The following is a 23028-nucleotide window of genomic DNA, read 5'->3' as shown; positions in this document are numbered from 1 at the left end:
CGAAAAACAATAAAACCACGGAGATCGCTACATGGACTCATCCCTGTCCGCTCTGCCTGACAGCCTCAATCAAGCGCAAGGCAACACCCGCCGCAGCTTCCTGAAAAAGTCCCTGGCGGTTTCCGCCACGCTCGCCGCCGTCGGCAGCAGCGCCTTGAGCCGACTCGCCGACGCCGCCGAACCGTTGAGTCAACGCTACCCGGACCCACTGATTCACATCCTCGACGACAGCTTCCTCGAGTTACGGATTTTCAACGCCAGCGTCGAGAAACTTGCCACCGGCATGCGCTGGGCCGAAGGGCCGGTCTGGGTCGGTGATGGCCGCTACTTGCTGGTCAGCGACATCCCCAATAACCGCATCATGCGGTGGGACGAAATTACCGACACCTTCAGTGTGTACCGCGAACACTCGAACTTCTCCAACGGCATGTGCCGTGATCGCCAGGGCCGACTGATCGTCTGCGAAGGCTCGACCACCACCAGCGAAGGCCGGCGCATCACGCGCACCGAAGCCAATGGCACGCTCACCGTGCTGGCCGACATCTACGACGGCAAGTCCTTCAACTCGCCCAACGACGTCGTCTGCAAAAGTGACGGTTCGATCTGGTTCACCGACCCGCCCTTCCAGACCGGCAACAACTACGAAGGCCACAAAATCACCCCGACCCAACCCCACGCCGTGTACCGCATCGACGGCGAGAGCAAAAAAGTCACCCGGGTGATCGACGATCTGAGCGGCCCCAACGGCCTGTGCTTTTCCCCCGATGAAAAAACCCTCTACGTCGTCGAAGGCCGCGCCAAACCCAATCGCCTGATCTGGGCGATTGCCGTGAAAGACGACGGCACCTTGGGCGAACGCCGCAAGCACATCGAAGGCCTGGACTACGCGGCCATCGACGGCATCAAGTGCGACGAAGCCGGCAACCTGTGGTGCGGCTGGGGCGGCAATGGCGACCCGAAAGCCGACCTGGAAAAACTCGACGGCGTGCGCGTGTTCAATCCGCAGGGCAAGGCCATCGGGCACATTTCACTGCCGGAACGCTGCCCGAACCTGTGCTTCGGCGGGCGTGAAGGCAATCGGTTGTTCATGGCCAGCAGTCATTCGATTTATTCGCTGTTTGTGAATACGCGGGGGGCTACGTTTGGGTTGTAGAACCACGGCGTTTAGATAATTTGCGCTGCTGTTTAAACGACACGCCGCTTACTGGCGCGAGGCTACAACGTCTTGCGCCATTGCCTACGACTACGCCAGAATCTGCCGGCTTGTGCGCTTTGGGGGCGAACTCTATTGTGGTCCGGTCGCTGACGAATCAGCGATCGGATTTGACCGTCCGCCCAATATCAAGGCGCACCAGCGTTCTGCACGTGTTCAGGCATTGTCTGCATCATGTCGCGGTGGCTGTGCGTGGGACACCTTCGGGTGTGCCGGATTCCTTGATGTCCGGTCGGTCAACCCGCGTACAGCTGCCACCCTGTTTGTTTGACCGCGAACGGTGGCAGCTCCAGTCATCAAGGAGCTTCACCATGATCAAACCAACCCCCAACCCACCCGAACCCAGCCCCACATCCCCCTACGAATCCACTAACTCCAAAAAACTCCACGAAGCTGCCGACCGTGCGCTCGACCATTATCTCTGTCCGCCCGGATCCACGCCGCCGCCACGTAAACACCGTGGCATGTATGCCGTGACTGCGGATAATAAGAACGAAGAGCTGCTGATCGATGCCAGTGAAACACTCGCTTCGGCCCAGACCATCGCGCAGAACGTCGCCAGCTTGTTGCCGGCGTCGCAGCGTCGGGCGTTGTTGGGGATTTCGCAGTTGATCATGCTCGGGGAGCTGGCGGTGAATCGGGCTTTGGATAATTTGCAGTTACCGGAGTGATGTAAGTGCTGGGGTTGGCTGGCGGATGACTTCGGGGCTGTGAGCAAGCGCGGCCCTCACCCCAGCCCTCTCCCGGAGGGAGAGGGGGCCGACCGAGGTGTCTTTCGTGATGCGTCGACCTGGAAGACCTTAGTGATTATGGCTTTAGTGAGTTCAGCGATTCTGGATTCGAAGCGTTACGTTCAGGTCGCTGTCACTCTCGAATATCCCCGAATCGGTTCCCTCTTTATTTTCCGCTGTCGGCCAACACCGGCCGTCCGGGTCCGAGTTTCGATTGGCTTAGCCTCCAGAATTGAACCTGCTGACCCAGACGAAAAAAGGCGCCAACTTGGCGCCTAAACACTATCAAGCGATCTTGATCACGACCTTTCCAAATGCACCCCTCGCCAGATGCTCATAAGCCTTGCGTGCGTCCTCGAACGGATATACCTGATCAATAACGGGACGGATTTTGTGTTCGTTCAGAAACGCGTTCATCCGATCAAAGGATGAACGCGGCGCCACGGCGATACCGCGAATGGTCGTCTGGCGGAAAATCAGTGGCATCAGATTGAGTTCAACGGTTTGCCCTGTCAAAAAGCCGATCTGTGCAATACGCCCAGATGCCTTGGTTGCTGCGACTGATTGATTGATGCCACTGCCGCCGGCCACATCGAGTAGCAGATCCACGCCCTTGCCGTCGGTCAGTTTCAACACCTCGTCCGCCCAATTCGGCGTTGTTCTGTAATTGATTCCTGCCACAGCCCCGAGCGTCTTCACGGCTTGCAGGTTTTGGTCGCTACTCGACGTTGCGATTACCTTCGCGCCCAGCGCAGTAGCGATCTGCACGGCAAATATTGATACGCCCCCGGTGCCTTGAACCAATACGGTCTGGCCCGACTGGATTTGTCCAAAGTCGACCAGCGAATACCAAGCCGTAAGCGCAGCAATAGGAAGTGTTGCCGCCTCTACGTCACTCATGTTGTCCGGGGCACCGACGGCGCTATCCTCATGAATGATCATGTATTCGGCCAAACCGCCAGGCAACGGCGAACCGAAGCAGTAATCGGGTTCGTTCGGCCCTGGCTCGCCATCCAGCCAACGCGAGTAAAGATGGGAGTTGACGCGATCACCGACCTTAAAGCGCGTAACGTTGTCACCAATGGCTACCACCGTGCCGGCTGCATCGCTCACTGGAATCAGTGGCTTGGGCACCATGTGCGGTTCATAAATGCCGTCGACGATAGCCTTGTCGCGAAAGTTGAGCGAAACAGCACCGACCTTTACCAATAACTCGCCAGCCTTGGGTTGCGGGGTCTCCACCTCCCCCAATTGCAGGTTGTCGAGTCCGAAATCTTTCAATAACCAAGCTTTCATTGCGAGTCTCCCAATACATATCAATGGTGATGAACCAAGCCGGTTCAGCCTTGGGTGCATTTTTCGCTGTTGAGGGCGCGCAATAAATGCGTGGAAAAAGACATGATTGTTCTATTCTTGGGCAACAATCACTTTCAACTTCGTGCGTCAGACGGATACACAGGAAAGCGTCATGGATTTGCTTCAATCAATGCGACTGTTTGCCAGGCTTGCCGAACTCGGCAGTTTTACCAAAGCTGCAGAATCACTGGACATTGGGCGACCACAAGTCACTCGGTACATCCAGGAGTTGGAGACGTCGTTAGGCGTGCGCCTGTTCCAGCGCACTACGAGGAAAGTGGCGCTTACTGCCGAGGGCGAGAGGTTCTACGAGCGGGTACAGGAAATTCTGGCGGGCATTTCTGCTGCGACCTCGATGTTCGATCGATCAGGAGCAACCCTCACAGGACGACTTCGCGTCGATATTCCAAGCGCCTTCGCGCAGATGAAATTCATCAACAGCCTTAAAGAATTCACCGTCTGCTACCCAAACATCAACATGATTCTGGGCGTGACTGATCGGGCCGTCGACTTGATCGGCGAAGGCGTCGACTGTGCGTTGCGTATCGGCGATCTACCGGATTCGACCTTGATCGCTCGCCCTGTTGCGATGGCGACCATGGTGACGTGTGCCGCGCCCGATTATTTGAACGAGCATGGCGAACCCAAGACACTCGGTGAGCTGGCCTCCCATCGAGGCGTCAACTTCTTATCCGGCCAGAGCAACAGAACATTACCCTGGCATTTTTCGGTGAAAGGTCAGGATCGATCCTTTGTGCCTGATGCCGGCATCACCGTCACCGAGTCGAATGCGTACGTTCAGTGTGGCGTGTCGGGTTTCGGAATCATCCAGGCACCCGGGATTACCGTGTCCGAGCATTTGGTCAGTCGCGGTTTGGTGGAGATTCTAAAACCCTATCGGCCAGCCCCTCGTCCTGTGTCGTTGCTATACCCGAGCCGGGCTCATCTCGCTCCCCAGGTTCAAGTTTTTATTGAGTGGCTGCAAACGCGTATTCCGCAGCTTCATTCTGACTGGCTGGAAGCATAGCGATCATTGAGCCCCGTAAAAGTGACAGCGGGTCCGGAGTGCTCACATCATTAATGTCCGCTTATGCGCCGCAGACGCCCACGTCTTAGCCATCAAATCATGTATGACGTAGTATCCGTCCGCACCGCTCATGGCTAATGAGTCGGGCAGTCAGTCATCAAGGGATCCAGTGAATCTACATTCTGAAATTGAAAGAATCTTTGCTGGCAAAGCATTTGCCAGACCGCTTTTCTATTCATGTCCAGGAGGCCTGCGTTTTGCGCTATCCGGATCCGGTGGGGTGCTAGAGCAATTCCTTACAGCACTTCTGAAGGCAAAAGAAATCTGCAGCGATATCTTCCTGAACGATACAACACTTGTCGCTTGTCTTCGCTTTCATTCGGGCGCCAACAAATTTGCCCATCGGCCCCGTATCCAGGCTCTGCGGTCAGCCGGGATCGACTTACCCTCGGAGTGCTCAGTCTGGAGCGAGGAGATAGACCCACAAGAATGGTTTTGCGCCGGAGAGCCGGAGTTCTGGATCAACGTCGCGTTTGAAGCGCCTGCGACTTTGCTTCAGTCATTGCTATGGTGCGCTTTGACCAAGGATTTTGCCGCTATCCAGCCTAACCCCCAATGCGCGGTTTACCTGTTCAATCTGAACAAGCAAGTCATGGTTTTTCCGTACGACGATAGAGGTATGGATGTGGTCGGCCCTAACAAAGATCTGCTTGCGAAGCTTTATCGTCAGTATCCTGGATACTTGCTGGATTATGACCGACACACGATGGACGCTACATTCGAAAAGTTTTTGCGCTAGCGTCTTTGCTGGATTTAGCGCGGCGACCACTGCCAGGCGGTCTTTGATTGACCATTAACGACAAGGCAGGCTTTGCATCAGCGTTGCCGCGACGTGAAGCGTCTGTTCACTCGGTCAAAGGACCGATCAACCCCGCCTCGACATAACTGCCAATCAACTCGTCAAACAACCCAATATCCCCCCGACTGCGCGCAATCAACTGCGCACCAGCCACCGCCGCGTAAATCGCCCGGGCGCGCGCCTTGCAGCGATCTTCATCCGCCCCGCCGGCGCTGACCAACACCTCGGTCAGCCACTCAATATTAGCCTCTGCAAACCGTTTGACCTGCGCTTTGACCTCGTCCGGCAGGTCTTGATATTCGGCGGCCATGAAGCTCGCCAGGCATAGCCGGTTGCCGCTTTCGAGAGAGGTGCGGAAGATCGACGGATATAGCATCAGGCAGCGTTGCGCATCGAGATTGGCCTGGCGAATGCCTTCGAGCACTTGCGCCGCGTCCTGCCAATAGCGTTCGGCGACGGCTGCGCCCAGATCTGCCTTGCTCGGGAAGTGGTAGTAAATACTGGCGTTCTTGATGCCCACCACTTCGCCGATGCTGCGGAAATTGATGCCGCTGTAGCCGTGTAATTGCGCGGCTGTCTTCGCCGCCTCCAGAATCGCTTCACGCGCGTTCACGCTCATTTTCAGGTCCTCAATGCCTTCGATCATGGCGTGGAGTGTACGCGCAGAATGTTTACCTGCCAATTGGCAGGTAGGGGTTGACACAGTGCAAAACTGGTCGCAATCTCTCACCTACCAAATGACAGGCAGGTAATCCGAAATGACTTATTCCAATGCTGTGATCGATCCTGCTTCGCTGCCGATGATGAAAATCTACGACTGGTACAACGGCCCCTACCCGGCCCGTGTGCGCATCGCACTGGCAGAAAAATCGCTGCTGTCGCGCATCGATTTCGTCTCGGTCAACCTGTGGACCGGCGAGCACAAGCAACCTGAATTTCTGCGCCTGAACTACTCGGGCACGCTGCCCTTGCTCGAGTTGCAGGACGGCACGCTGATTGCCGAGTGCACGGCGATCACTCAGTACCTCGACAGCCTCGATAACAACCCGATACTCACCGGCCGCACGCCGGTGGAGAAAGGCCTGATCCACATGATGACCAAACGCGCCGAGATCGAATTTCTCGACGCGGTCAGCGTGTACTTCCACCACGGCACACCGGGCCTTGGCCCAGAGGTCGAGCTGTATCAGAACGCCGAATGGGGCCTGCGCATGCGCGACAAGGCTGTACGCGGCATGCGCTACTTCGACAACATTCTGCGGGATCGGCCTTATGTCGCCGGCGAGGACTTTTCCATGGCCGATATTGCCGTGCTGGGCGGGATGATTTTCTCCGCGCTGGTCGATCTGCCAGTGCCGGATGAATGTGTGGCGTTGAAGGCCTGGCATGTGCGGGTGCAGGCGCGGCCAAGCGTGCAGCAATGGCGGGCGATGGTTGAGCAAGGAGACGCGCAACGCCGATAAACCCACAGTTGCCGCCCCGCTTCAGGGGCGGCAGCGCTCACGCCTCCCGCCACATTCTGCGAGCGGATGGCCTACGCTCTAGCGCAATCCTCTTGAATGCTTGCCTGATCCTCTGGACTTGCATGGCGACGGATACCCAACGCGCGCGCGACGCCATACAGTCCGATAACAACCGCAACCGCGCCCACACGCGCGCGCGCGGACTTCGCAGCGCGCCAACCTCAGTGACAAACACGCTCACTGGCGCTGCGGCCCATGCTTATAAAAATGCACGTCAACCGATGATCAGGCGGGTGAACCCATGGAACTACGAATCAACCAGAAGACCGTTCAGGTCGATGCCGACGCTGATACGCCTTTGCTCTGGGTATTGCGCGATGACCTCGGCATGACCGGCACCAAATATGGCTGCGGCCTGGCCCAATGCGGCGCCTGCTCGGTGCTGGTGGATGGCAATGTGGTGCGCTCGTGCGTCACGCCGGTGGCCGGTGTGGTTGGCCGCGATATCACCACCATTGAAGCCATCGAATCCGACGAGGTGGGCAAACGTGTGGTCGCGACCTGGGTCGAGCTGCAAGTGGCGCAATGCGGTTATTGCCAGTCCGGGCAGGTCATGGCCGCGACCGCGCTGCTCAAGCACAACCCCGCGCCGAGCGATGCGCAGATCGAAGCAGCGATGGTCAATCTGTGTCGCTGCGGCACTTACAACGCCATTCATGCCGCCGTGCATGAGCTGGCTGGCAAGAGGGACGCCTGATGAAAGTTTCCAGCGAAACCCCAGCTCAATCCTCGTTGCCTGACCTGACCATGCCGATCAACCTTTCCCGCCGCCGCTTTCTCACCGGCACCGCCGTCGGCGCGTTGGTGCTGGGCTTTGGCCTGCCACTCGGTACACCTCGGGCATTGGCCGCCGCTGCGGCTGCCACGACCAGCGAACGCGGTACGCAAGTGCCGGCGTTTCTGGAGATTCGCCCGGACAACCGCGTGCGCCTGATGTGCCCGTTCATGGAAGGTGGCCAAGGCACTTTCACGGCGATGGCGCAGATTGTCGGCGAAGAACTCGACGCCGATCCGGCGACGTTTCTGGTCGAAGCCGCGCCGCCGGGTGAGGCGTATGTGGTGATGGACAACGGCATGCGCATCACCGGCGGCAGCATGTCGGTGCGCATGAGCTATCCGGTGATGCGCCGCCTCGGCGCCCTCGCCCGCGCCATGCTGTTGCAAGCGGGCGCCGAACGGCTCGGCGTGCCAGTGAGCGAACTCAGCACCGAACCGGGCAAAGTGCTGCACGCCGCATCCGGCCGCGCGCTGACCTACGGTGAGTTGGCCGAACGCGCGATGGATTTGCCGGTGCCCGACCCGGCCAGCGTCAAGCTGCGCGATCCGAGCCAGTTCCGCTGGATCGGCAAGCCGGTCAAGCGCATCGACGCATACGACAAGTCCACTGGCAAGGCGCTCTACTGCATCGATCTTACGGTCGACGACATGCTCCACGCCGCTGTTCAGCATGCGCCGCGTCTGGGCATGACCGTGGGCAATCTGCGCAACGAAGAGCAGGTCAAAGCCATGAAAGGCGTGCATTCGGTGCACCGTCTGCCCGGCGCCGTGGCGGTGCTCGCCGAGCGTTGGTGGCACGCCAAACGCGCGGTCGAGGCCATTCAGGTCGACTGGCAGGAACCGGGCGCCGACAGCCCGGTCCGCGTGATGCCGGCGGATTTTTCCAGCGATGAGTATTTCAAGCGTCTGGCAGCGGAAAAAGGCCCGGCCCGTGACGATGAAAACGAGGGTGACGTGGCCGCGAGTCTGGCCATCGCGAAAACCCGCGTCGATGCGACGTATCACAACCAGTACCTCAATCACGCGCAACTCGAACCGCCGTCGGCGCTGGCCCGCTTCAATGCCAATGGCTCGCTGGAAGTCTGGCTGCCGAATCAGGCACCCGATCTGTATCGCGCCGACATCGCCAAACGCACCGGTCTCGAGCTTGGGCAAATCACCCTGCACTCGCCGCTGCTGGGCGGGTTTTTCGGTCGGCATTTTCTCTACGACTCGGCCAGTCCGTACCCGCAGGCCATCGAGCTGGCGAAGGCAGTCGGGCGACCGGTCAAACTGATCTGGAGCCGCGAAGAGGAATTTCTGCGTGACGTGCTGCGCCCAGTGGCAGCGGTCAACTTTCGCGCGGCGCTGGATAACGACGGCTGGCCGTTGGCAATCGAAGCGATCAGCGCCACCGAAGGCCCCACCGAAGCCATCGCCGGCAAGCAAGGCGAAAAGCTCGACCCGACGGCCCTGGAAGGCTTGTCCGGCAAGTCGTATGCGATCGCCAACAAGCGCATCGCGCAGATCTACGTCAAAGGCCCGGCCATGCTCGGTTACTGGCGTTCGGTGGGCAATTCGCTGAACGACTTTTTCTATGAATCGTTCCTCGACGAACTGGCCGACAAGGGCGGCAAGGACCCGTTCGACCTGCGCCTGCATTTGCTGCGTGACAATGCTCGGCTGACCACCCTGCTGCAAGCGGTGGCCGAGTTGTCGGGCGGCTGGAAGCGCGGACCGTTCACTGCCGAAGATGGCAGCCGGCGTGCGCGCGGTGTGGCGATGGCGTCGCCGTTCGGCACCGAGACGGCCGTGATTGCCGAAGTGTCGATCGAAAATGGCCAGGTCAAGGTGCACGACATCTGGCAGGCGATCGACCCCGGCAGCATCGTCAACCCGGCGATTGTCGAGGCGCAGGTCAACGGCGCCGTGGCGTTGGGGCTGTCGCAGACGCTGGTCGAAGAAGCCGTGTGGCTCGATGGCAAACCGCGTGCGCGCAATTACGACCTGTATCCGATCCTGGCGCCTTCGCGCATGGCCAGGGTGCATGTGCGGGTGGTTGAAAGCGGGGAAAAAATGGGTGGCATCGGTGAACCGCCACTGCCCGCGGTCGCGCCGGCCGTCGCCAACGCGGTGGCCGCACTGACCGGGCAGCGAGTTCGCAGCCTGCCCATGAGCCGCCACACTTTCGCCTGATCAGCGCCGGAGCGTTTATGAATAACAGCCGATTCGCAAGAACCGCTGGCTGGCTGGCCGTGCCGTGTCTGATCGCGGCAGGTCTGCTGGCCTGGTATGTCACCCGCGAGCCTGTCTCGCCCCTGGAAAAGCCACCGTTCAGCGTGGCCGACATCGACCCCGGGCTGGTCACTCGCGGCGAATACGTCGCCCGACTCAGCGACTGCGTGGCCTGCCACAGCGTGCCGGGCGGCGCGCCGTTTGCCGGTGGCCTGGAAATGGCCACACCGCTGGGCGTGATCCATGCGACCAATATCACCCCGGATGCGGACACCGGGATTGGCCGCTACAGCCTCGCCGACTTCGACCGTGCGGTGCGCCATGGCGTGGCGCCGGGCGGCCGGCGTTTGTACCCGGCGATGCCGTACCCCTCGTATGCCAAGCTGAGTGATGACGACGTGCGTGCGTTGTATGGGTTTTTCATGAAAGGCGTGGCGCCGGTCAAGCAAGCCAACCAGCCGAGTTCGATCCCCTGGCCGCTGAACCTGCGCTGGCCGATTGCGATGTGGAACGGCGTGTTTGTCGACGCCGAACCTTACGCCAGCAAACCCTCACAGGATGCACAGTGGAACCGCGGCGCCTATCTGGTCCAGGGCGCCGGGCATTGCGGCAGCTGCCACACGCCACGCGGCTTGGCGTTCAACGAGAAAGCGCTCGATGAATCGGGCCAACCGTACCTCGCCGGTGCACTGCTCGACGGCTGGTATGCGCCGAGCCTGCGCGACGATCACAACACCGGACTGGGCCGCTGGAACGAGGCGGAAATCGTCCTGTTTCTCAAAACGGGGCGCAACCGCCATGCGGTGGTTTACGGCTCGATGACCGAAGCCTTCAACAACTCCACGCAGTTCATGAGCGACGAGGATCTGAGCGCCATCGCCCATTACCTGAAATCGCTGCCCGGCGACCCGCAACGTGATGGTCCGCCCTGGCAATACCAGCAAGCGTCTGCCGCGCCAAGCCTGGACAGCCCCGGCGCGCATACGTACGTCACGCGCTGCGCGTCTTGCCACGGTGTCGACGGCAAGGGGCAGGCCGAATGGATGCCGCCGCTGGCGGGTGCCACTTCGGCGCTGGCGAAGGAACAGGCATCCGCGATCAACATCACTCTTAACGGCTCGCAACGGGTCGTCGCAGCAGGCGTCCCAGACGCTTATCGGATGCCGGCGTTCCGCGAACAACTGTCGGATCAGCAGATCGCTGAGGTGCTGAGTTTCATGCGCAGTACCTGGGGCAATCAGGCCAGCGCGGTCGATGCCGCGTCGGTCGGCAAGCTGCGCGAACACACCGATCCGGCGAGCAGCAGTCCGATTATTTTGCAGATGCGTTAGCAGCGCTGAGACAGCAATTGCCGGTCCCGCGTGGGACCGGCATTTTACTGTCAATGAGAACGTCACAGGCTTTGTAAACCGGCGACTTGTCTCAATCCATCAATGCGGACTGGCCACCGGCCGCACGACAATCTCACTGACATCGACATCGTCAGGCTGATCAATCGCGTAAACCAGCGCGCGCGCAATCGCATCGGCACCCAGCGCTACGCTGCGGAACGCTCTCATTTCCTCACGCGCGACCTCATCGGAAATCGAATCGGCCAGCTCGGACTCGACCACACCCGGGCAAACCACGGTCACACGGATCTTGTCCGTTTCCTGACGCAGGCCATCGGAGATGGCCCTGACTGCGAATTTGGTGGCGCAATACACCGCTGCGGTCGGTGATACCGAGAGGCCGCCAATTGAAGAGATATTGATCACCTGTCCGAAGCCTTGCGCTTGCATTCCCGGCAGCACCGCGGCGATGCCGTGCAGCACGCCGCGCACGTTGACGTCGAGCATCTGATTCCATTCATCGACCTTCAGCGCAGCGAGTGGCGACAGCGGCATGACCCCGGCGTTGTTGATGATCACGTCGACTTTGCCGTGCTGCGCCTTGGCGAATTCAACGAAGGCCTGCATCGAGTTCATATCGGTCACGTCGAGTGCACGAGCGCTGGCCGAGCCGCCTTCGCTGCGGATTTCGCCGACCAGTTTTTCCAGGCGTTCGGTGCGGCGGGCACCGAGTACCACATGCGCGCCTTTGGCAGCGATCAGCCGTGCGGCAGCTTCGCCGATACCGCTGCTGGCGCCGGTGATCAGTACGACTTTGTTGTGGATGTTCGACATATCCGTTTCTCCTGCTCAGTGCATGGGAAGTCAGCCGGGCCGCAGGCTGCGGGGTGTTGGCTGGGTACGTCGAAAAGGTTAAGCGCGCAGGCGCGGTGGACGCGTGCCGAAAGCTGCGTGAGGTTTGCCTATTCGTGTCTGGGTGAGCGGTGATGGTTATCGGTGCTATTCAAGCACCGCGAAATTCGCTGGGCGTGACGCCCACTTCACGGCGGAACACCTGCGAGAAATGACTGGCGCTGGAATAGCCGACCTCCAGACCAATGTCGATCACGCTGCGCTGCGATTCGAGCAACAGTTGCCGCGCGCGGGCCATGCGCAAACGGATGAAATATTGCGAAGGCGCCAGACCGGTGGCGCGTTTGAACAGGCGACTGAAGTGGTATTCGCTGAGTTCGGCGAGCGCGGCCAATCTCGCCAGGCTGAATTCGTCGTCCATATGCGCAGTCATCGCATCGATGACTTTGCGCAGTTTGTAAGCCTGCAACGCATTGACCCGACGCCCCGCCTGAGACTCGGCCTGATAGGTGCGCAGCAGGTGCACCGCCAGCGCCTGGGCCAGCGACTGAACGAACAGTGGGCTGGGCGTGCGTTGCTCGATCAGTTCGCTGCGCAATTGCTGCATGACAAACGCAACGCGCGAATCCCGCGCGCCTGAAACATCGCGCAAACGCAGCGGCGCGCCGGCTTGCCCGGACAGCTCCCGCGAGGCACGTTCGATCAGCGGCAAGCCCAGATAAAGGTGCATGACTTCAAAGGTTTCGCCGCCGTGGGTCTGCCAGCGCATTTCATAAGGCTCCTCCGATTGAGTGAGGAAAAAGTCGCCGGCGCTGACCTCTGCCGCCTCCCACTCGCCACCCGGCGCACGCTCTTCCACTCGCGCCGCGCCGGCCAGAACCAACACCAGCAATGGCTCTACCACCGCGGGCACCGTGATCGGCTCGTTGATGCTGCGATGGCTGAACAGCTGAATCACGACATCGTCGACTTGCGGTCGCGAAGTCAGCGCGAGCGGCTCACCCGGCAGGTAATCAGCCATGGACTCGCCTGTTATGCGGATCTGAGTAGTATTCGCCATGAAACGACCCTTTCATTTCCGTGGTTGCAAAACCAGACGATAGCCCAGCCGTGAGCATATTGGGCGCAAAACTCCGATAGCCTCGGCAAGCCCGCGAAAGTTGTCACCCGCGCATTGCGAGACAGTTGAACCGTCGCCAGCGCCAAACGTTGCTGGCAAGGCAATCCTGACTGGATCACAACGTGGAGAAGATCATGAGCGAGATCAACAACAGCACGCCAAACGAAGTGATGGGCAAAGTGGCCCTGGTGACCGGCGCGGCCAGCGGCATCGGCAAGGCGATCGCCTTGTTGCTGCATGCCCGTGGCGCCAAAGTCGTTGCCGAAGACCTCAACCCCGCCGTGCAGGAACTGGCCCGCCCCGGCCTGGTGCCGCTGGTGGCCGACATCACCGAGGACGGCGCCGCCGAACGCGCGGTAGCCCTGGCCGTTGAGCAGTTCGGCCGTCTGGATATTCTGGTCAACAACGCCGGGATCATCATCAACAAACTGGTGGTCGACATGACCCGCGACGATTGGGAGCGCATTCAAGCGGTCAACGCCACCGCAGCCTTCCTGCACAGTCGCGAAGCGGTCAAAGCGATGATCCCGAACCAGTCCGGCGCGATCGTCAACATCGCCTCCTATGCATCCTATTTCGCCTTCCCGACCATCGCCGCCTACACCGCCTCAAAGGGTGCGCTGGCACAACTTACACGCACCCTGGCCCTGGAAGTGATCGGCCATGGCATTCGCGTCAATGCCGTTGGCGTCGGTGACGTGGTGACCAACATCCTCAACGACGTAGTCGACGATGGCCCCGCGTTCCTCGCGCAACACGGCGAAAACGCGCCCATCGGCCGCGCTGCGCAACCCGAGGAAATCGCTGAAGTGGTCACGTTCATCGCCTCGGATCGCGCCAGTTTCATGGTCGGCGCGGTGGTCATGGTCGACGGAGGCATGACCGTCACCGCAGGCTGACACGGCAACGGGCGCAGGCGAAAATGGCCGGCACGCGCAGCAGGATCAGGCAGATCTGCGGCAGTATCGGCCTAACACTGCGCCCTCCCCGCTGTGTAATCTGAAGATCAGCGACGGGTGCCGCTATGGCCCACGAATCTTTATGAGAGTTTGCTATGCAACCGAGCGATGCTTCCCTCTTGCAAAACACCGCCCTCTATCGCACTGAGCTGATCCGCGCACTGACCCAGCGCTTTGCCGAGCCGGGGATCTACGAAACCGCCATCGCGCCGCTGCATGTGATTCGCATGGACCAGCCTACCGAGCTGATCCACACCGTGCACAAACCGGCGCTGTGCCTGATTTTGCAGGGGCGGAAGGAAGTCGGCCTCGGCGAGGACTGCTACCGGTACGACCCGCTGAACTATTTGGTGGTCTCGGTCACGCTGCCGGTGTCCGGTCGGGTGTTGCAGGCCAGTCCGGAGTCGCCTTATCTGTGTATTCGTCTGGATTTCGAAGCCACTGACCTTGCGCAGGTGATCGCCGATGCGCCGCCGAAAGGCGTTCCGGACGAACCGGAGCGTGGGATGTTTCTGGAAACCATTGACGTGCCGCTGCTGGAAACCATGCTGCGTCTGGTGCGCCTGCTGGAGACCCCGCGCGACATCGGCATGCTCGCACCGCTGGCCCTGCGCGAGCTTTACTACCGTCTGCTGCGCGGCGTCCACGGGCGTCGGCTGTACGAACTGGCCATGGGCGATTCGCAAGCGCGCCGTGTTACGCGGGCGATCGACTGGCTGAACAGCCATTACACCCAGCCGCTGCGCATCGAAGAACTGGCGCGCATCGCCAACCTCGGCAGCTCCACCCTGCACCACCGCTTCAAAGCGATGACCGCGATGAGCCCGCTGCAATACCAGAAGCAACTGCGCCTGCAGGAAGCCCGCCGGCTGATGCTCGGCGAAGGGCTGGATGTGGCGAGTGCCTGTTATCGCGTGGGCTATGAAAGCCCCTCGCAATTTAGCCGTGAGTACAGCCGCCAGTTCGGCTCACCACCCTCGAAAGACATCAGCAGTGCGCGGCGCGTGGTTGATGCGCGAGCATGATTCGGAACATTACGAAACCGGCGACGGCAAACGCGGCATTCAGCGCGACCATTGCAAACGCTGTGTCGTCCTGCAGCCGGCTGAGCAGCAAACCGGCAACGGTCGCACCGGCCATTTGCGCGAAACCGATGAAACCTGCGGCCAGCCCGGCGCGGGTGGGATTGGGAATCACCGCGCCGGCGACGGAACCGGGCAGCACCATCCCCGCTCCCAGCGTGAGCAAGACCTGTGGCAGCATCAAACCGGTTACCGATGGGCCAGCGAATTGGTGAACGATCAACGATAGACTGGCGCCAACCGCAACCAGGCCGGTGCCGAGGGCAACGATCTTTTCCGGGCCGGACTTGATGATGGTGCGGTTGGTGTAGACAGCGCCGGCAATCAACCCGGAAACGATGCTGCCAAACACCAGCCCGTATTGCGTCGGGCTCAAGCCGAGCTGGCCCACGAATACCCGCGATGAGCCGGCGATGAAGCTGAACATCGCGCCGTAAGTGCAGGCGATGGCAACAGAGAAACTGCGCACGGACGAGCCTTTGAGCAGCGTTGCATAGTTGCCCAACAGCGTTTTCAAACGCCCGGCCTGCGGGTCACGTTGCAGGTGGGTTTCCTTGAAAAACAGCGAGGCGATCAACGCCAGTGCGCCGAACAATACCGTCGCCATGACCACCGCGCGCCAGCCGCCAGCGTGGGTGGCGATCAACCCGCCAATGACGGGTGAAAGCATGATCGCGCTGAGCATGCCGATCACCGTGATAGCCATGACCGGTCCGGCGCGCTCTTTCCACACATCGCGCACAATGCTGCGCGCCACCACCAGCGCAGCACAGGCACCCAGCCCCTGCAATGCACGACCGACGATGAACTCGTCCATGCTCTGCGCATACGCCATCCACAGCGAAGCCAGCACGTACGTCGCAACCCCGGCAAGCAGCAATGGTCGACGGCCGAGGCGGTCCGAAAGTGGCCCGAAAAACAACTGACCAATACCAAAAGCGGCGACAAACATCGACAGCGCCGCCAGCGAGGCACCCGGCGCAGCGCCCAGGCCGGACTCGAGATCGCGCAGGCTGGGAATCAGCAACTGCGTGGAAATTTCCCCGAGGCCGCAAAGCCCGATCAGGAGTGCAAGCAATACGCTGGAGCGACTGGATGTGTTCATGGCTGTGTCCAAAATGGAGGGGACGAATGCCCCGATCCATTTGGGGTCCTGGTTGTTTCAGGCGCCTTGGCCTGAACCTCCGGACAACAAACACGGACTGCACCGAAGGCGCAGCATTATGACCATAATAATTTTCGCCTGTAAATATGACGGCCGTAATTTCAGCAATTCGAAGAACACCCAGACATTCAACTCACAGGCACAGCAAACACCGCACTGGCGCGTGCCACCGTCCGCTCACCGACGTGCAGGCTGACGCCGGCGAAGGCCAACTGCCGACCTTTTTTAGAATGCTCAAGACGCACTTCCAGCCATTCATTGATCTGGACAGCTCCGAGATAATCCAGGGTCATGCTCGCCGTGATCAACGGCTGCGGAGGATCGCTGGAAAACGCCATGGCGTAACCCATACCGACATCGGCCAACGTCGCCAACACACCGCCATGCAAAGTGCCGCGGCCATTGGCGTGCCTGGCATCGGTCAATAATCCGAGTTCCAGTTGCAGACCACTGCCGCGCGCGTAGATCGGGCCGAGCAAATCGAGCAGTGGACTGCTGCGGGTGAATGGAGTGAAACCTTCGGGGATTGCTGTAGCGTTCATGCTTGCTCCCGGTGCCGGGCATTGGCCGGCTATATTGACCTGACTCGGTTTTAGGCGGAGTCAGGTCATCGAACCAGAACCATAGGTACACGGAATGTGCTGCGATAACTTGTCCGACGCTAATGGTCGATATCACTACAAGGAGTATGCGGATGGATATTCAGATTCGAAACGCGTCGGCGATAGATGCGCCAGCCATCAGTAATACAATCATCAACGCTTTGCGAGAATCCAACGCTCGGGACTACTCACCTGAAATCATCGAACAAGTGGTTCGAAGCTTTTCAGCTCCGGCGGTCATGAAAATGCTGACTGAGCGCCAAGTGATCGTCGCAACAGTCGAGGGTCATATCATCGCCACAGCGAGCCTCCAGGGGAACACCATTCGAAGCGTATTCGTCGACCACGGTTATCAAGGAAAGGGGATTGGAAGGCAGTTGATGGAGAGAATTGAATCGCTAGCCGCGAATACAGGTTTGAGCACTCTTAACGTGCCCTCCTCAATCACAGCCGAAGGCTTCTACGCTTCGCTGGGCTTCAGGAAAATCCGAGACGAATTTCACCAATCGGAGCGTACGATCATCATGGTAAAAACATTGAAGCGGCAACGCTAGCTTTTACAAGGCAGCACGATCAGCATGCAATGCCAGTGTGTCCTGGAAGATCAAACAGATGCCAAACCCAAATACCCGCCCTACCCCGGCGCCATTCCTCAAACCCGGAGAGTCCGTGGTTCTGTTCGATGGTGTCTGCAAACTCTGCAACGGCTGGGCGCGTTTCCTGATTCGTCACGATGAGCAGCGACGCGTGCGTCTGGCCGCGGTGCAGTCTCCCGAGGGCCAGGCGTTGCTGGCGTGGGCCGGGTTGCCGCTGGACCAGTTTGACACCATGGCGGTGATTCGCGATCGGCATTACTGGGAACGTTCGGATGCATTCCTCGAAGTGATCCGCCAATTGCCCGGCCGTTGGCAGCCGTTGCGCGTGCTGCGCATCTTGCCTCGCCGCCTGCGAGACTGGGCGTATGACCGCATCGCGCTGAATCGTTATCGGCTGTTCGGCAAGTACGACACCTGCCTGTTACCCAGTCCGGACCATGAGCTGCGTTTCCTTAAAATGTCCGCACTGCCATGCACCGAAAAATAGCAATCACAGGCATCGAAACTCTTCTTTTAGAAGTTCGGCAAACTTGTCTTTCGCACGATGCAACTCAACGTTTTTGTTCGATATAAAATAATTGGTAACCGGCAGCAAATCATCAAACGTGAAAGCACTAATGCTGCCGATCCTTTTGAATTGCTCAAAGATACCTTTCGGAACTAAAGACACACCGGCACCAGCACTGACACAACCGAGGATAGTGCCATAACTGGCGATACTGGTTACGGCACTTTCTACGCCATGCTTTTTCAGCCAACCAAGCAGTGCACCTCGATAAGGGCAACCTTCAGGCCACATGAATATATCGACCGCAGCCAGATCCTGCGGTTTGTTTATCCGCCCGGCAGCTGGAGAGGCAATCAGCACCAACTCTTCCTCGTATATTTCAATAACATGCAGATCCGGGTGATCGGGCCTTACCGCAACAATTGCGCCATCCAGTTCATGCTTGACTACATCGTTTGATAACTGCGACCAGTCTGCTGTGCGAAATTGCATTTGCACGGCTGGATAAAGTTGATGAAATTTCGATAACAGCCTCGGCAATCTACCCGTGGCGGAAGACTCTATAGCGCCAATTTTCAATATCCCTGAAGGCGCAGCTGATGGGTCCAGGACTCGTTGTGATTCCGCGCACAACGACAGGATCTTGTTAACGTAACCGAGAAACACACTCCCGGATGGGCTGATAACCAGCCCCCTGCCTTTCCTGATGAACAACGAAACCCCTAGCTCCCGCTCCAGTCCCTTGATCCGGTTAGTGATGTTGGAAGGGACACAGTGCAACAACTCAGCAGCGCGCACGATTCTACCTTGATCGGCAACCGTCTTGAACATCGTCAGCTGGGACAACTCCATGTCATTACTCATCAAAAGTGAATGATACGCACACTATAAGTCACTTGTAGCAAGCCCTCAAATCAGTTATTTCAATGCTTCTACAAAACCAAACGCAAGTTGGCCCATCTCGCAAAATAAAAGCATCGTACTTTAAGGAGTGCCTGCAATTGGAATTAAACAAAGTTTATTACCATGTCCATTGAGCAAGCTTTGATAGCGCTGGGTTTTTTCGCTTTCTGCGGGGGGTTGATTGATGCTGCGGTGGGTGGCGGTGGGCTCGTTCAGTTGCCAGCACTGTTGCATGCACTCCCCCAGCAAAGCCTGGCCACGGTTTTCGGCACCAATAAACTGGCTGTCCTGGCAGGAAATTTATCTTCCATATTCAGTTATGTGAAAAGAATAAAAATCCTGTGGCGATTGATGCTGCCGATCATGTGTTCGGCTTTTGTATTTGCCTTTCTTGGCGCCTTCTCCGTTTCAATCGTGCCGAAAAGACTCATGGAATTTGTTGTGTTTTTCATTCTCAGAGCCATGGCCATTTATACGTTCAGCGAAAAAAAATTAGGGCTGACGAGTTCAAATGTTAAATGTGGTCCAAGGGAAATCACATTAGGCGTTTTCTTTGGCGGCCTTATTGGTTTTTACGACGGCGTCTTTGGCCCTGGTAGCGGCAGCCTGCTTCTTTTCGTCTTCGTTAAAGTGTTTGGATTCGATTTCCTCAACGCCTCGGCCTCGGCCAAGCTGGTTAACCTGGGGACGTTCGGCGCGGCGCTGTTATTTTTTATACCGTCCGGCAATGTGTTGTGGACCGTCGGCGCTGTCGTCGCTCTGTGCAACATGCTGGGTTCTGTGACCGGCGTGTTCCTGGCCCTACGCTACGGAAGCGGATTCATCCGGATATTTTTCTTGATTCTGCTGGTTTTTTTAATCGGCAGGATGGGCTTGTCGTTATTTTCCTAGGGATCGACCGTAGCTGTTTGCCGGACCCGAATGACCAACGGCGGGGGTTCAAAACATACGTTCAAGCGCTACAGCCAATACCCCAGCAATTGAACCGGCGTCATCTTCGTCACCATCATCAGCTCGATGACAAACATCCCGGCGAATCCCATTACGCCCATCCAGAACCACGCGCGGTAAACGCTCGGATAACGCGCGTCGAGGACGGCGCCCGTCTCGCTCGCCTGCACGGCCATCTGGCACAGTCGTTTCTGCAGCAGCAGAACCGGCAGCCACAACGCCCCCACGCAGACGAAGATGATCAGCGACGTCAGCACCCATTCGGTGCTCATGCTCAGCCCGGAAAGACGCATCAGCGCATAGCCGGTAATGATCTGCACAAAGCCAGCCGGTGTGGTGATCCAGGTGTCGAAGCGCACCACCATGCGCGCGACGTGGGCGATAACCTGCGGGCTGGCCGTGCGGCTGGCGGCGATCAGGTAGAGGTAGGAACCCATGCCGAAACCGAAGAGGAAAATCGCCGCGATCACATGCAGGTATTTCAGGCAAAGATAGAGCATCAGCGTTGCCCGTCCGAGAACTGCACCGCCAGGCTCAGGTTATGCGGGTCGTTGATGGCAGTCAGGTATTCGTCGACGCTGATTTCACCCACGCAAGGGCGCGCGCCAGCGGCCGGTACATAGCCTTGGGCCATTTTGCTCGCCATAGCGACGGCGGCGCAGCTGGGGATTTCCGGGCCTTTATCGTTGAGGGCGGTGAGCTGCGCAGTCATCGACAAGGGTTGTCCGTCGAGCCCCAGCCCCTGCACATCGATGTACATCGCGCTTTTGCCATCGCCGAATCGCTCGAAACGCATGCCCAGCCGATGCAGCCGGGCCGCCCAGAGTGCATGGTCGCGGACCAGGCCGAGCTTCAATGCCTGCGCCAACAGACCATTGGCGAGGCCGCCGAGCTTGAGCCCGGCGCCGGCCTTGAAGCACAAGGTCTGCGCGCCATAGCGAGCGGCGAAGATGTCCATGTCCGGGACGTCGACGTTGGCCAGCAGGCGCGTGCCCAGTTGCGGCATCTTGCGCAAGGTCAAATCGAGCCAGCCGGAGACTTCATGAACCTTGCCGTTTTTCAATTGTTTGATCGGTTTGCCGGCGTAGGCCAACACGCCTTCGATGGTCGACAGCCCCGGCATTTTCGCCGACGAGGAAATCCCGTGCTCGATCGAGTCGATGCGCGAAAAGCGCTGGCGCTGTTCGTCGATGATCGCTGACGACAACGTCGGCACCGAACTGCAGCCGCTGAGGATCGCCACGCCCGCCTGCTTCGCCTTGGCATCGAGTACGCCGATGCCATTGACGAAGGTGCGGCAGTCGGCGAGGTCGCAGTAGTTGACGCCGGCCGCAATGCAGCTTTCGGCAACCGCGTAGGACTGCCCCTGAAACGGCCCGCCGGTGTGTACCACCAACTGAATATTCAGCGCACGCAATGCGTCGCTGAACGCCGCGCCCATCGCATCGCCGCACCAGCCCTCGCAGACCGCGCCGGACTGCGCCTGCAACTCATCGATCTTGCTGTGCAACTTGCGCGGATCACGTCCCGACAGCACCAGGCCAATGGACGGCATCGAGATCAGATGCCGGCACACGATGCTGCCAAAATTTCCGTAACCACCGACCACCATCACCCTGAACGGCATGCAATTCTTCCCTAAGTCAGTCCATTACACAGCGGGCAGGATATAGCGCCGATGATCGACGGGCCATCGCGCGGCACCATAAAACCTGTGGAGGATTGTGTCAGGTCAGGCAGATCTTGTGAGAATGACAGTGCGCCATCGCCAGCAGGCTGGCTCCACAGGGGGTTGGGTGACCCCGAAAATCTCGACTCACCACAAAACCTGTGGGAGCCAGCCTGCTGGCGATGGCGTCGGGTCAGGTAAGCCTTGGTCTCCGACAAACCGCTATCGCCAGCGGGCTGGCTCCCACAGGGGTTTAGCGTGTCATGAGGAAAATGGATTCACCGCAAATACTAAAATAAATGAACCCGACGAACCCGGCACCGCCTAACGCATAGACCATCAGGAGGTAGCCTATGCAAATCGAAACCGTGTGGATCGTACTGGCAGCAGTGCTGGTGCTGATCGAGCTGTGGGCCATCAATCGGGTGCGCAAGAGCGAGGGCAAATCGAGCAACAAAGGTGTGTGGATCGTGCTGATCGTGTTCGTGCCGCTGTTCGGTCTGATCGCCTGGGCATTGGCCGGGCCCAAGCATATTCGTCACGACACCGCGTCAAATCCGGGTCGCTGATCTTGCCAACGCTGGCCGCAAGCCTTTGGGTTTGCGGCCAGCGCGTTCAGGAATCCTGCGGGATCACCGATATCTTGCCGTTGCGTTCGATGATCGCGAACTTGATCTGATCGATCGTTTCAATGCCCTGGCTCGAGCGCGCAGCCTCCATCACATCCGCTTCCACCAGCCGCGCATGGCGCAATCGGCGATGCAATAGCTTGCCGTTCTCGACGATGATCGTCGGCTCGCCGTCGATCAGCCGTGACACCCAGCCCGAACGCTGCTTGAGCAAGGAAAAACCGACGTCGATCGCGATCAGCGAAACGATCACCAGCAGCGAATTGGTGATCGAGAAATCGTCGCCCAGCAAGGCCTGCTGCGTGGCTTCGCCGATGATCATCAGCAGTACGAAATCGAACGTGGTCAGCTCGGCCAGCGAACGCCGTCCGGCGATTTTGAACAACACCATCAGGGCCAGGTACATCGCTACTGCGCGCAACACGGAATCCATGGCGTCACCTACGGGAAGATGAATTGAACCAGCTCGACGCCTGCCGAGCCCGGCGATTCGATGCGGCTGCGGAACAGCCCGAGGCCGTCGCCGCGCAGGGTCAGGTACAACGTCGCCTGGCCCTGCCCGTCCGCCTGCAACCACAGGCGCATGCCCTGCGCCGAATTGCGCGAGCGCAGCGGTTGCGGCTGCAGGCTTTCGACACTGAAGCCTTCCAGCAGCTCGCCACCGATGTCGAGTTCCAGCGTGGCATCGGGTTTGCCGTTCAGGCTGATTTTCATCGCGTTGGTCGAGCCATTGCGATGGAACATTTCGTACTCGGCGCGCAGGTGGCCGTTGTCGCTGCTGACTTCCCGCGAACTGATGAGCCCGCGCGAAAACAACCCCAGTAGCCCGAGCACCACCAACAGCACCAGCACGTACCAGCCGCACCGCTCGAAGCGCCAGACCTTCGCTTGATAAGCCATGTCTTCGCGCACCGGGTAATCCCTGCTTTGCAAGTCCGGGTGATCGCGGTCGGTTTTCATC

At 59.2% G+C, this 23028-nt stretch carries 25 protein-coding genes; 14 read left to right on the top strand and 11 right to left on the bottom strand.

Features of this window, described 5'->3' with window-relative positions; genetic code table 11:
• The first annotated feature begins 31 nt into the window (after window positions 1–31).
• Window positions 32–1153, top strand: coding sequence for an SMP-30/gluconolactonase/LRE family protein (locus tag J3P75_RS12045; RefSeq protein ID WP_434710686.1), 1122 nt, complete (start codon window positions 32–34; stop codon window positions 1151–1153).
• A 371-nt stretch (window positions 1154–1524) separates the two neighbouring features.
• Window positions 1525–1884 carry a DUF6124 family protein gene (locus J3P75_RS12040; protein ID WP_434710684.1) on the top strand — a complete coding sequence of 120 codons (360 nt, stop codon included), beginning with the start codon at window positions 1525–1527 and terminating at the stop codon, window positions 1882–1884.
• A 345-nt stretch (window positions 1885–2229) separates the two neighbouring features.
• Here J3P75_RS12040 and J3P75_RS12035 read toward each other — a convergent pair whose 3' ends face one another.
• Window positions 2230–3240 (bottom strand): zinc-dependent alcohol dehydrogenase family protein, encoded by a 1011-nt coding sequence (locus tag J3P75_RS12035; protein WP_434710682.1) that lies wholly within the window; start codon window positions 3238–3240, stop codon window positions 2230–2232.
• A gap of 172 nt (window positions 3241–3412) precedes the next feature.
• On the opposite strand from J3P75_RS12035, the gene J3P75_RS12030 reads away from it, so the two are divergent.
• Together J3P75_RS12030 and J3P75_RS12025 are read left to right on the top strand one after the other, a co-directional pair.
• Window positions 3413–4327, top strand: coding sequence for a LysR family transcriptional regulator (locus J3P75_RS12030; RefSeq protein WP_434710680.1), 915 nt, complete (start codon window positions 3413–3415; stop codon window positions 4325–4327).
• 169 nt (window positions 4328–4496) lie between these two features.
• Entirely contained in the window at window positions 4497–5126 is a 630-nt protein-coding gene (locus J3P75_RS12025) for a DUF3885 domain-containing protein (RefSeq protein ID WP_434710678.1), read from the top strand.
• Window positions 5127–5232: 106 nt separating this feature from the next.
• Here the strand turns inward: J3P75_RS12025 and J3P75_RS12020 are convergent, their stop codons facing one another.
• Window positions 5233–5805 (bottom strand): TetR/AcrR family transcriptional regulator, encoded by a 573-nt coding sequence (locus J3P75_RS12020; protein WP_434710676.1) that lies wholly within the window; start codon window positions 5803–5805, stop codon window positions 5233–5235.
• A 184-nt stretch (window positions 5806–5989) separates the two neighbouring features.
• On the opposite strand from J3P75_RS12020, the gene J3P75_RS12015 reads away from it, so the two are divergent.
• From J3P75_RS12015 to J3P75_RS12000, 4 genes are all read left to right on the top strand, one after another.
• Window positions 5990–6649, top strand: a complete 660-nt coding sequence (locus tag J3P75_RS12015; protein WP_434711271.1) for a glutathione S-transferase — start codon at window positions 5990–5992, stop codon at window positions 6647–6649.
• 301 nt (window positions 6650–6950) lie between these two features.
• The gene (locus J3P75_RS12010; protein WP_203418363.1) at window positions 6951–7406 is read left to right on the top strand and encodes a (2Fe-2S)-binding protein; all 456 of its coding nucleotides are present in this window, start codon (window positions 6951–6953) and stop codon (window positions 7404–7406) included.
• Window positions 7406–9661 (top strand): molybdopterin cofactor-binding domain-containing protein, encoded by a 2256-nt coding sequence (locus J3P75_RS12005; protein ID WP_434710674.1) that lies wholly within the window; start codon window positions 7406–7408, stop codon window positions 9659–9661. The genes J3P75_RS12010 and J3P75_RS12005 overlap by 1 nt, the downstream gene beginning before the upstream one ends.
• A gap of 17 nt (window positions 9662–9678) precedes the next feature.
• A complete protein-coding gene (locus J3P75_RS12000; RefSeq protein WP_434710672.1) occupies window positions 9679–11031 on the top strand; it encodes a c-type cytochrome in 1353 nt (450 codons plus the stop codon).
• A gap of 99 nt (window positions 11032–11130) precedes the next feature.
• On the opposite strand, the gene J3P75_RS11995 is transcribed toward J3P75_RS12000, so the two are convergent.
• Both J3P75_RS11995 and J3P75_RS11990 read right to left on the bottom strand, forming a co-directional pair.
• A complete protein-coding gene (locus tag J3P75_RS11995) occupies window positions 11131–11865 on the bottom strand; it encodes an SDR family oxidoreductase (RefSeq protein ID WP_434710670.1) in 735 nt (244 codons plus the stop codon).
• A gap of 169 nt (window positions 11866–12034) precedes the next feature.
• A complete protein-coding gene (locus tag J3P75_RS11990) occupies window positions 12035–12904 on the bottom strand; it encodes a helix-turn-helix domain-containing protein (RefSeq protein ID WP_434710668.1) in 870 nt (289 codons plus the stop codon).
• Window positions 12905–13137: 233 nt separating this feature from the next.
• On the opposite strand from J3P75_RS11990, the gene J3P75_RS11985 reads away from it, so the two are divergent.
• Window positions 13138–13902 carry an SDR family NAD(P)-dependent oxidoreductase gene (locus J3P75_RS11985; protein ID WP_434710667.1) on the top strand — a complete coding sequence of 255 codons (765 nt, stop codon included), beginning with the start codon at window positions 13138–13140 and terminating at the stop codon, window positions 13900–13902.
• A 155-nt stretch (window positions 13903–14057) separates the two neighbouring features.
• Entirely contained in the window at window positions 14058–14987 is a 930-nt protein-coding gene (locus tag J3P75_RS11980) for an AraC family transcriptional regulator N-terminal domain-containing protein (RefSeq protein WP_434710665.1), read from the top strand.
• Here the strand turns inward: J3P75_RS11980 and J3P75_RS11975 are convergent.
• Both J3P75_RS11975 and J3P75_RS11970 read right to left on the bottom strand, forming a co-directional pair.
• Entirely contained in the window at window positions 14950–16149 is a 1200-nt protein-coding gene (locus J3P75_RS11975; protein WP_434710663.1) for a multidrug effflux MFS transporter, read from the bottom strand. The two genes, J3P75_RS11980 and J3P75_RS11975, sit on opposite strands and share 38 nt — an antisense overlap.
• Window positions 16150–16337: 188 nt before the next feature.
• Entirely contained in the window at window positions 16338–16751 is a 414-nt protein-coding gene (locus tag J3P75_RS11970; protein ID WP_434710661.1) for a PaaI family thioesterase, read from the bottom strand.
• Window positions 16752–16903: 152 nt separating this feature from the next.
• On the opposite strand from J3P75_RS11970, the gene J3P75_RS11965 reads away from it, so the two are divergent.
• Together J3P75_RS11965 and J3P75_RS11960 are read left to right on the top strand one after the other, a co-directional pair.
• Window positions 16904–17365, top strand: a complete 462-nt coding sequence (locus tag J3P75_RS11965) for a GNAT family N-acetyltransferase (RefSeq protein WP_434710659.1) — start codon at window positions 16904–16906, stop codon at window positions 17363–17365.
• A 58-nt stretch (window positions 17366–17423) separates the two neighbouring features.
• A complete protein-coding gene (locus J3P75_RS11960) occupies window positions 17424–17894 on the top strand; it encodes a thiol-disulfide oxidoreductase DCC family protein (RefSeq protein WP_434710657.1) in 471 nt (156 codons plus the stop codon).
• 3 nt (window positions 17895–17897) lie between these two features.
• On the opposite strand, the gene J3P75_RS11955 is transcribed toward J3P75_RS11960, so the two are convergent.
• A complete protein-coding gene (locus tag J3P75_RS11955; RefSeq protein ID WP_434710655.1) occupies window positions 17898–18767 on the bottom strand; it encodes a LysR family transcriptional regulator in 870 nt (289 codons plus the stop codon).
• A gap of 174 nt (window positions 18768–18941) precedes the next feature.
• Between J3P75_RS11955 and J3P75_RS11950 the strand changes: the two genes are divergently transcribed.
• Window positions 18942–19709 (top strand): sulfite exporter TauE/SafE family protein, encoded by a 768-nt coding sequence (locus J3P75_RS11950; RefSeq protein ID WP_434710654.1) that lies wholly within the window; start codon window positions 18942–18944, stop codon window positions 19707–19709.
• Between the two features lie 68 nt (window positions 19710–19777).
• Here the strand turns inward: J3P75_RS11950 and J3P75_RS11945 are convergent, their stop codons facing one another.
• A complete protein-coding gene (locus tag J3P75_RS11945) occupies window positions 19778–20269 on the bottom strand; it encodes a DUF2269 family protein (protein ID WP_434710652.1) in 492 nt (163 codons plus the stop codon).
• Window positions 20269–21396: a saccharopine dehydrogenase family protein gene (locus tag J3P75_RS11940; RefSeq protein ID WP_434710651.1), complete on the bottom strand. Its 1128-nt coding sequence runs from the start codon at window positions 21394–21396 to the stop codon at window positions 20269–20271. Before J3P75_RS11940 ends, J3P75_RS11945 begins: the two co-directional genes overlap by 1 nt.
• Before the next feature lie 395 nt (window positions 21397–21791).
• Here J3P75_RS11940 and J3P75_RS11935 point away from each other — a divergent pair, with 395 nt between their 5' ends.
• Window positions 21792–22007, top strand: a complete 216-nt coding sequence (locus tag J3P75_RS11935) for a PLD nuclease N-terminal domain-containing protein (protein ID WP_090283927.1) — start codon at window positions 21792–21794, stop codon at window positions 22005–22007.
• 46 nt (window positions 22008–22053) lie between these two features.
• Here the strand turns inward: J3P75_RS11935 and J3P75_RS11930 are convergent, their stop codons facing one another.
• Together J3P75_RS11930 and J3P75_RS11925 are read right to left on the bottom strand one after the other, a co-directional pair.
• Window positions 22054–22500, bottom strand: coding sequence for a DUF421 domain-containing protein (locus J3P75_RS11930; RefSeq protein ID WP_336355618.1), 447 nt, complete (start codon window positions 22498–22500; stop codon window positions 22054–22056).
• An 8-nt stretch (window positions 22501–22508) separates the two neighbouring features.
• Window positions 22509–23027, bottom strand: coding sequence for a hypothetical protein (locus J3P75_RS11925; RefSeq protein ID WP_434710649.1), 519 nt, complete (start codon window positions 23025–23027; stop codon window positions 22509–22511).
• Window position 23028: the final 1 nt, after the last annotated feature.

It is taken from the genome of Pseudomonas sp. R1-1 (assembly GCF_051132135.1).
In the GTDB taxonomy this organism is placed as follows: Bacteria; Pseudomonadota; Gammaproteobacteria; order Pseudomonadales; family Pseudomonadaceae; genus Aquipseudomonas.
This window is presented reverse-complemented; position numbering and strand designations above follow the sequence as displayed.

Bases quoted from the DNA above. Each gene is read 5' to 3' on its own strand.
- J3P75_RS12045 (WP_434710686.1), top strand. From the start codon at position 32: ATGGACTCATCCCTGTCCGCTCTGCCTGACAGCCTCAATCAAGCGCAA.
- J3P75_RS12040 (WP_434710684.1), top strand. From the start codon at position 1,525: ATGATCAAACCAACCCCCAACCCACCCGAACCCAGCCCCACATCCCCC.
- J3P75_RS12035 (WP_434710682.1), bottom strand. From the start codon at position 3,240: ATGAAAGCTTGGTTATTGAAAGATTTCGGACTCGACAACCTGCAATTG.
- J3P75_RS12030 (WP_434710680.1), top strand. From the start codon at position 3,413: ATGGATTTGCTTCAATCAATGCGACTGTTTGCCAGGCTTGCCGAACTC.
- J3P75_RS12020 (WP_434710676.1), bottom strand. From the start codon at position 5,805: ATGAGCGTGAACGCGCGTGAAGCGATTCTGGAGGCGGCGAAGACAGCC.
- J3P75_RS12015 (WP_434711271.1), top strand. From the start codon at position 5,990: ATGAAAATCTACGACTGGTACAACGGCCCCTACCCGGCCCGTGTGCGC.
- J3P75_RS12010 (WP_203418363.1), top strand. From the start codon at position 6,951: ATGGAACTACGAATCAACCAGAAGACCGTTCAGGTCGATGCCGACGCT.
- J3P75_RS12005 (WP_434710674.1), top strand. From the start codon at position 7,406: ATGAAAGTTTCCAGCGAAACCCCAGCTCAATCCTCGTTGCCTGACCTG.
- J3P75_RS12000 (WP_434710672.1), top strand. From the start codon at position 9,679: ATGAATAACAGCCGATTCGCAAGAACCGCTGGCTGGCTGGCCGTGCCG.
- J3P75_RS11995 (WP_434710670.1), bottom strand. From the start codon at position 11,865: ATGTCGAACATCCACAACAAAGTCGTACTGATCACCGGCGCCAGCAGC.
- J3P75_RS11990 (WP_434710668.1), bottom strand. From the start codon at position 12,904: ATGGCTGATTACCTGCCGGGTGAGCCGCTCGCGCTGACTTCGCGACCG.
- J3P75_RS11985 (WP_434710667.1), top strand. From the start codon at position 13,138: ATGAGCGAGATCAACAACAGCACGCCAAACGAAGTGATGGGCAAAGTG.
- J3P75_RS11980 (WP_434710665.1), top strand. From the start codon at position 14,058: ATGCAACCGAGCGATGCTTCCCTCTTGCAAAACACCGCCCTCTATCGC.
- J3P75_RS11975 (WP_434710663.1), bottom strand. From the start codon at position 16,149: ATGAACACATCCAGTCGCTCCAGCGTATTGCTTGCACTCCTGATCGGG.
- J3P75_RS11970 (WP_434710661.1), bottom strand. From the start codon at position 16,751: ATGAACGCTACAGCAATCCCCGAAGGTTTCACTCCATTCACCCGCAGC.
- J3P75_RS11965 (WP_434710659.1), top strand. From the start codon at position 16,904: ATGGATATTCAGATTCGAAACGCGTCGGCGATAGATGCGCCAGCCATC.
- J3P75_RS11960 (WP_434710657.1), top strand. From the start codon at position 17,424: ATGCCAAACCCAAATACCCGCCCTACCCCGGCGCCATTCCTCAAACCC.
- J3P75_RS11955 (WP_434710655.1), bottom strand. From the start codon at position 18,767: ATGGAGTTGTCCCAGCTGACGATGTTCAAGACGGTTGCCGATCAAGGT.
- J3P75_RS11950 (WP_434710654.1), top strand. From the start codon at position 18,942: ATGTCCATTGAGCAAGCTTTGATAGCGCTGGGTTTTTTCGCTTTCTGC.
- J3P75_RS11945 (WP_434710652.1), bottom strand. From the start codon at position 20,269: ATGCTCTATCTTTGCCTGAAATACCTGCATGTGATCGCGGCGATTTTC.
- J3P75_RS11940 (WP_434710651.1), bottom strand. From the start codon at position 21,396: ATGCCGTTCAGGGTGATGGTGGTCGGTGGTTACGGAAATTTTGGCAGC.
- J3P75_RS11935 (WP_090283927.1), top strand. From the start codon at position 21,792: ATGCAAATCGAAACCGTGTGGATCGTACTGGCAGCAGTGCTGGTGCTG.
- J3P75_RS11930 (WP_336355618.1), bottom strand. From the start codon at position 22,500: ATGGATTCCGTGTTGCGCGCAGTAGCGATGTACCTGGCCCTGATGGTG.
- J3P75_RS11925 (WP_434710649.1), bottom strand. From the start codon at position 23,027: ATGAAAACCGACCGCGATCACCCGGACTTGCAAAGCAGGGATTACCCG.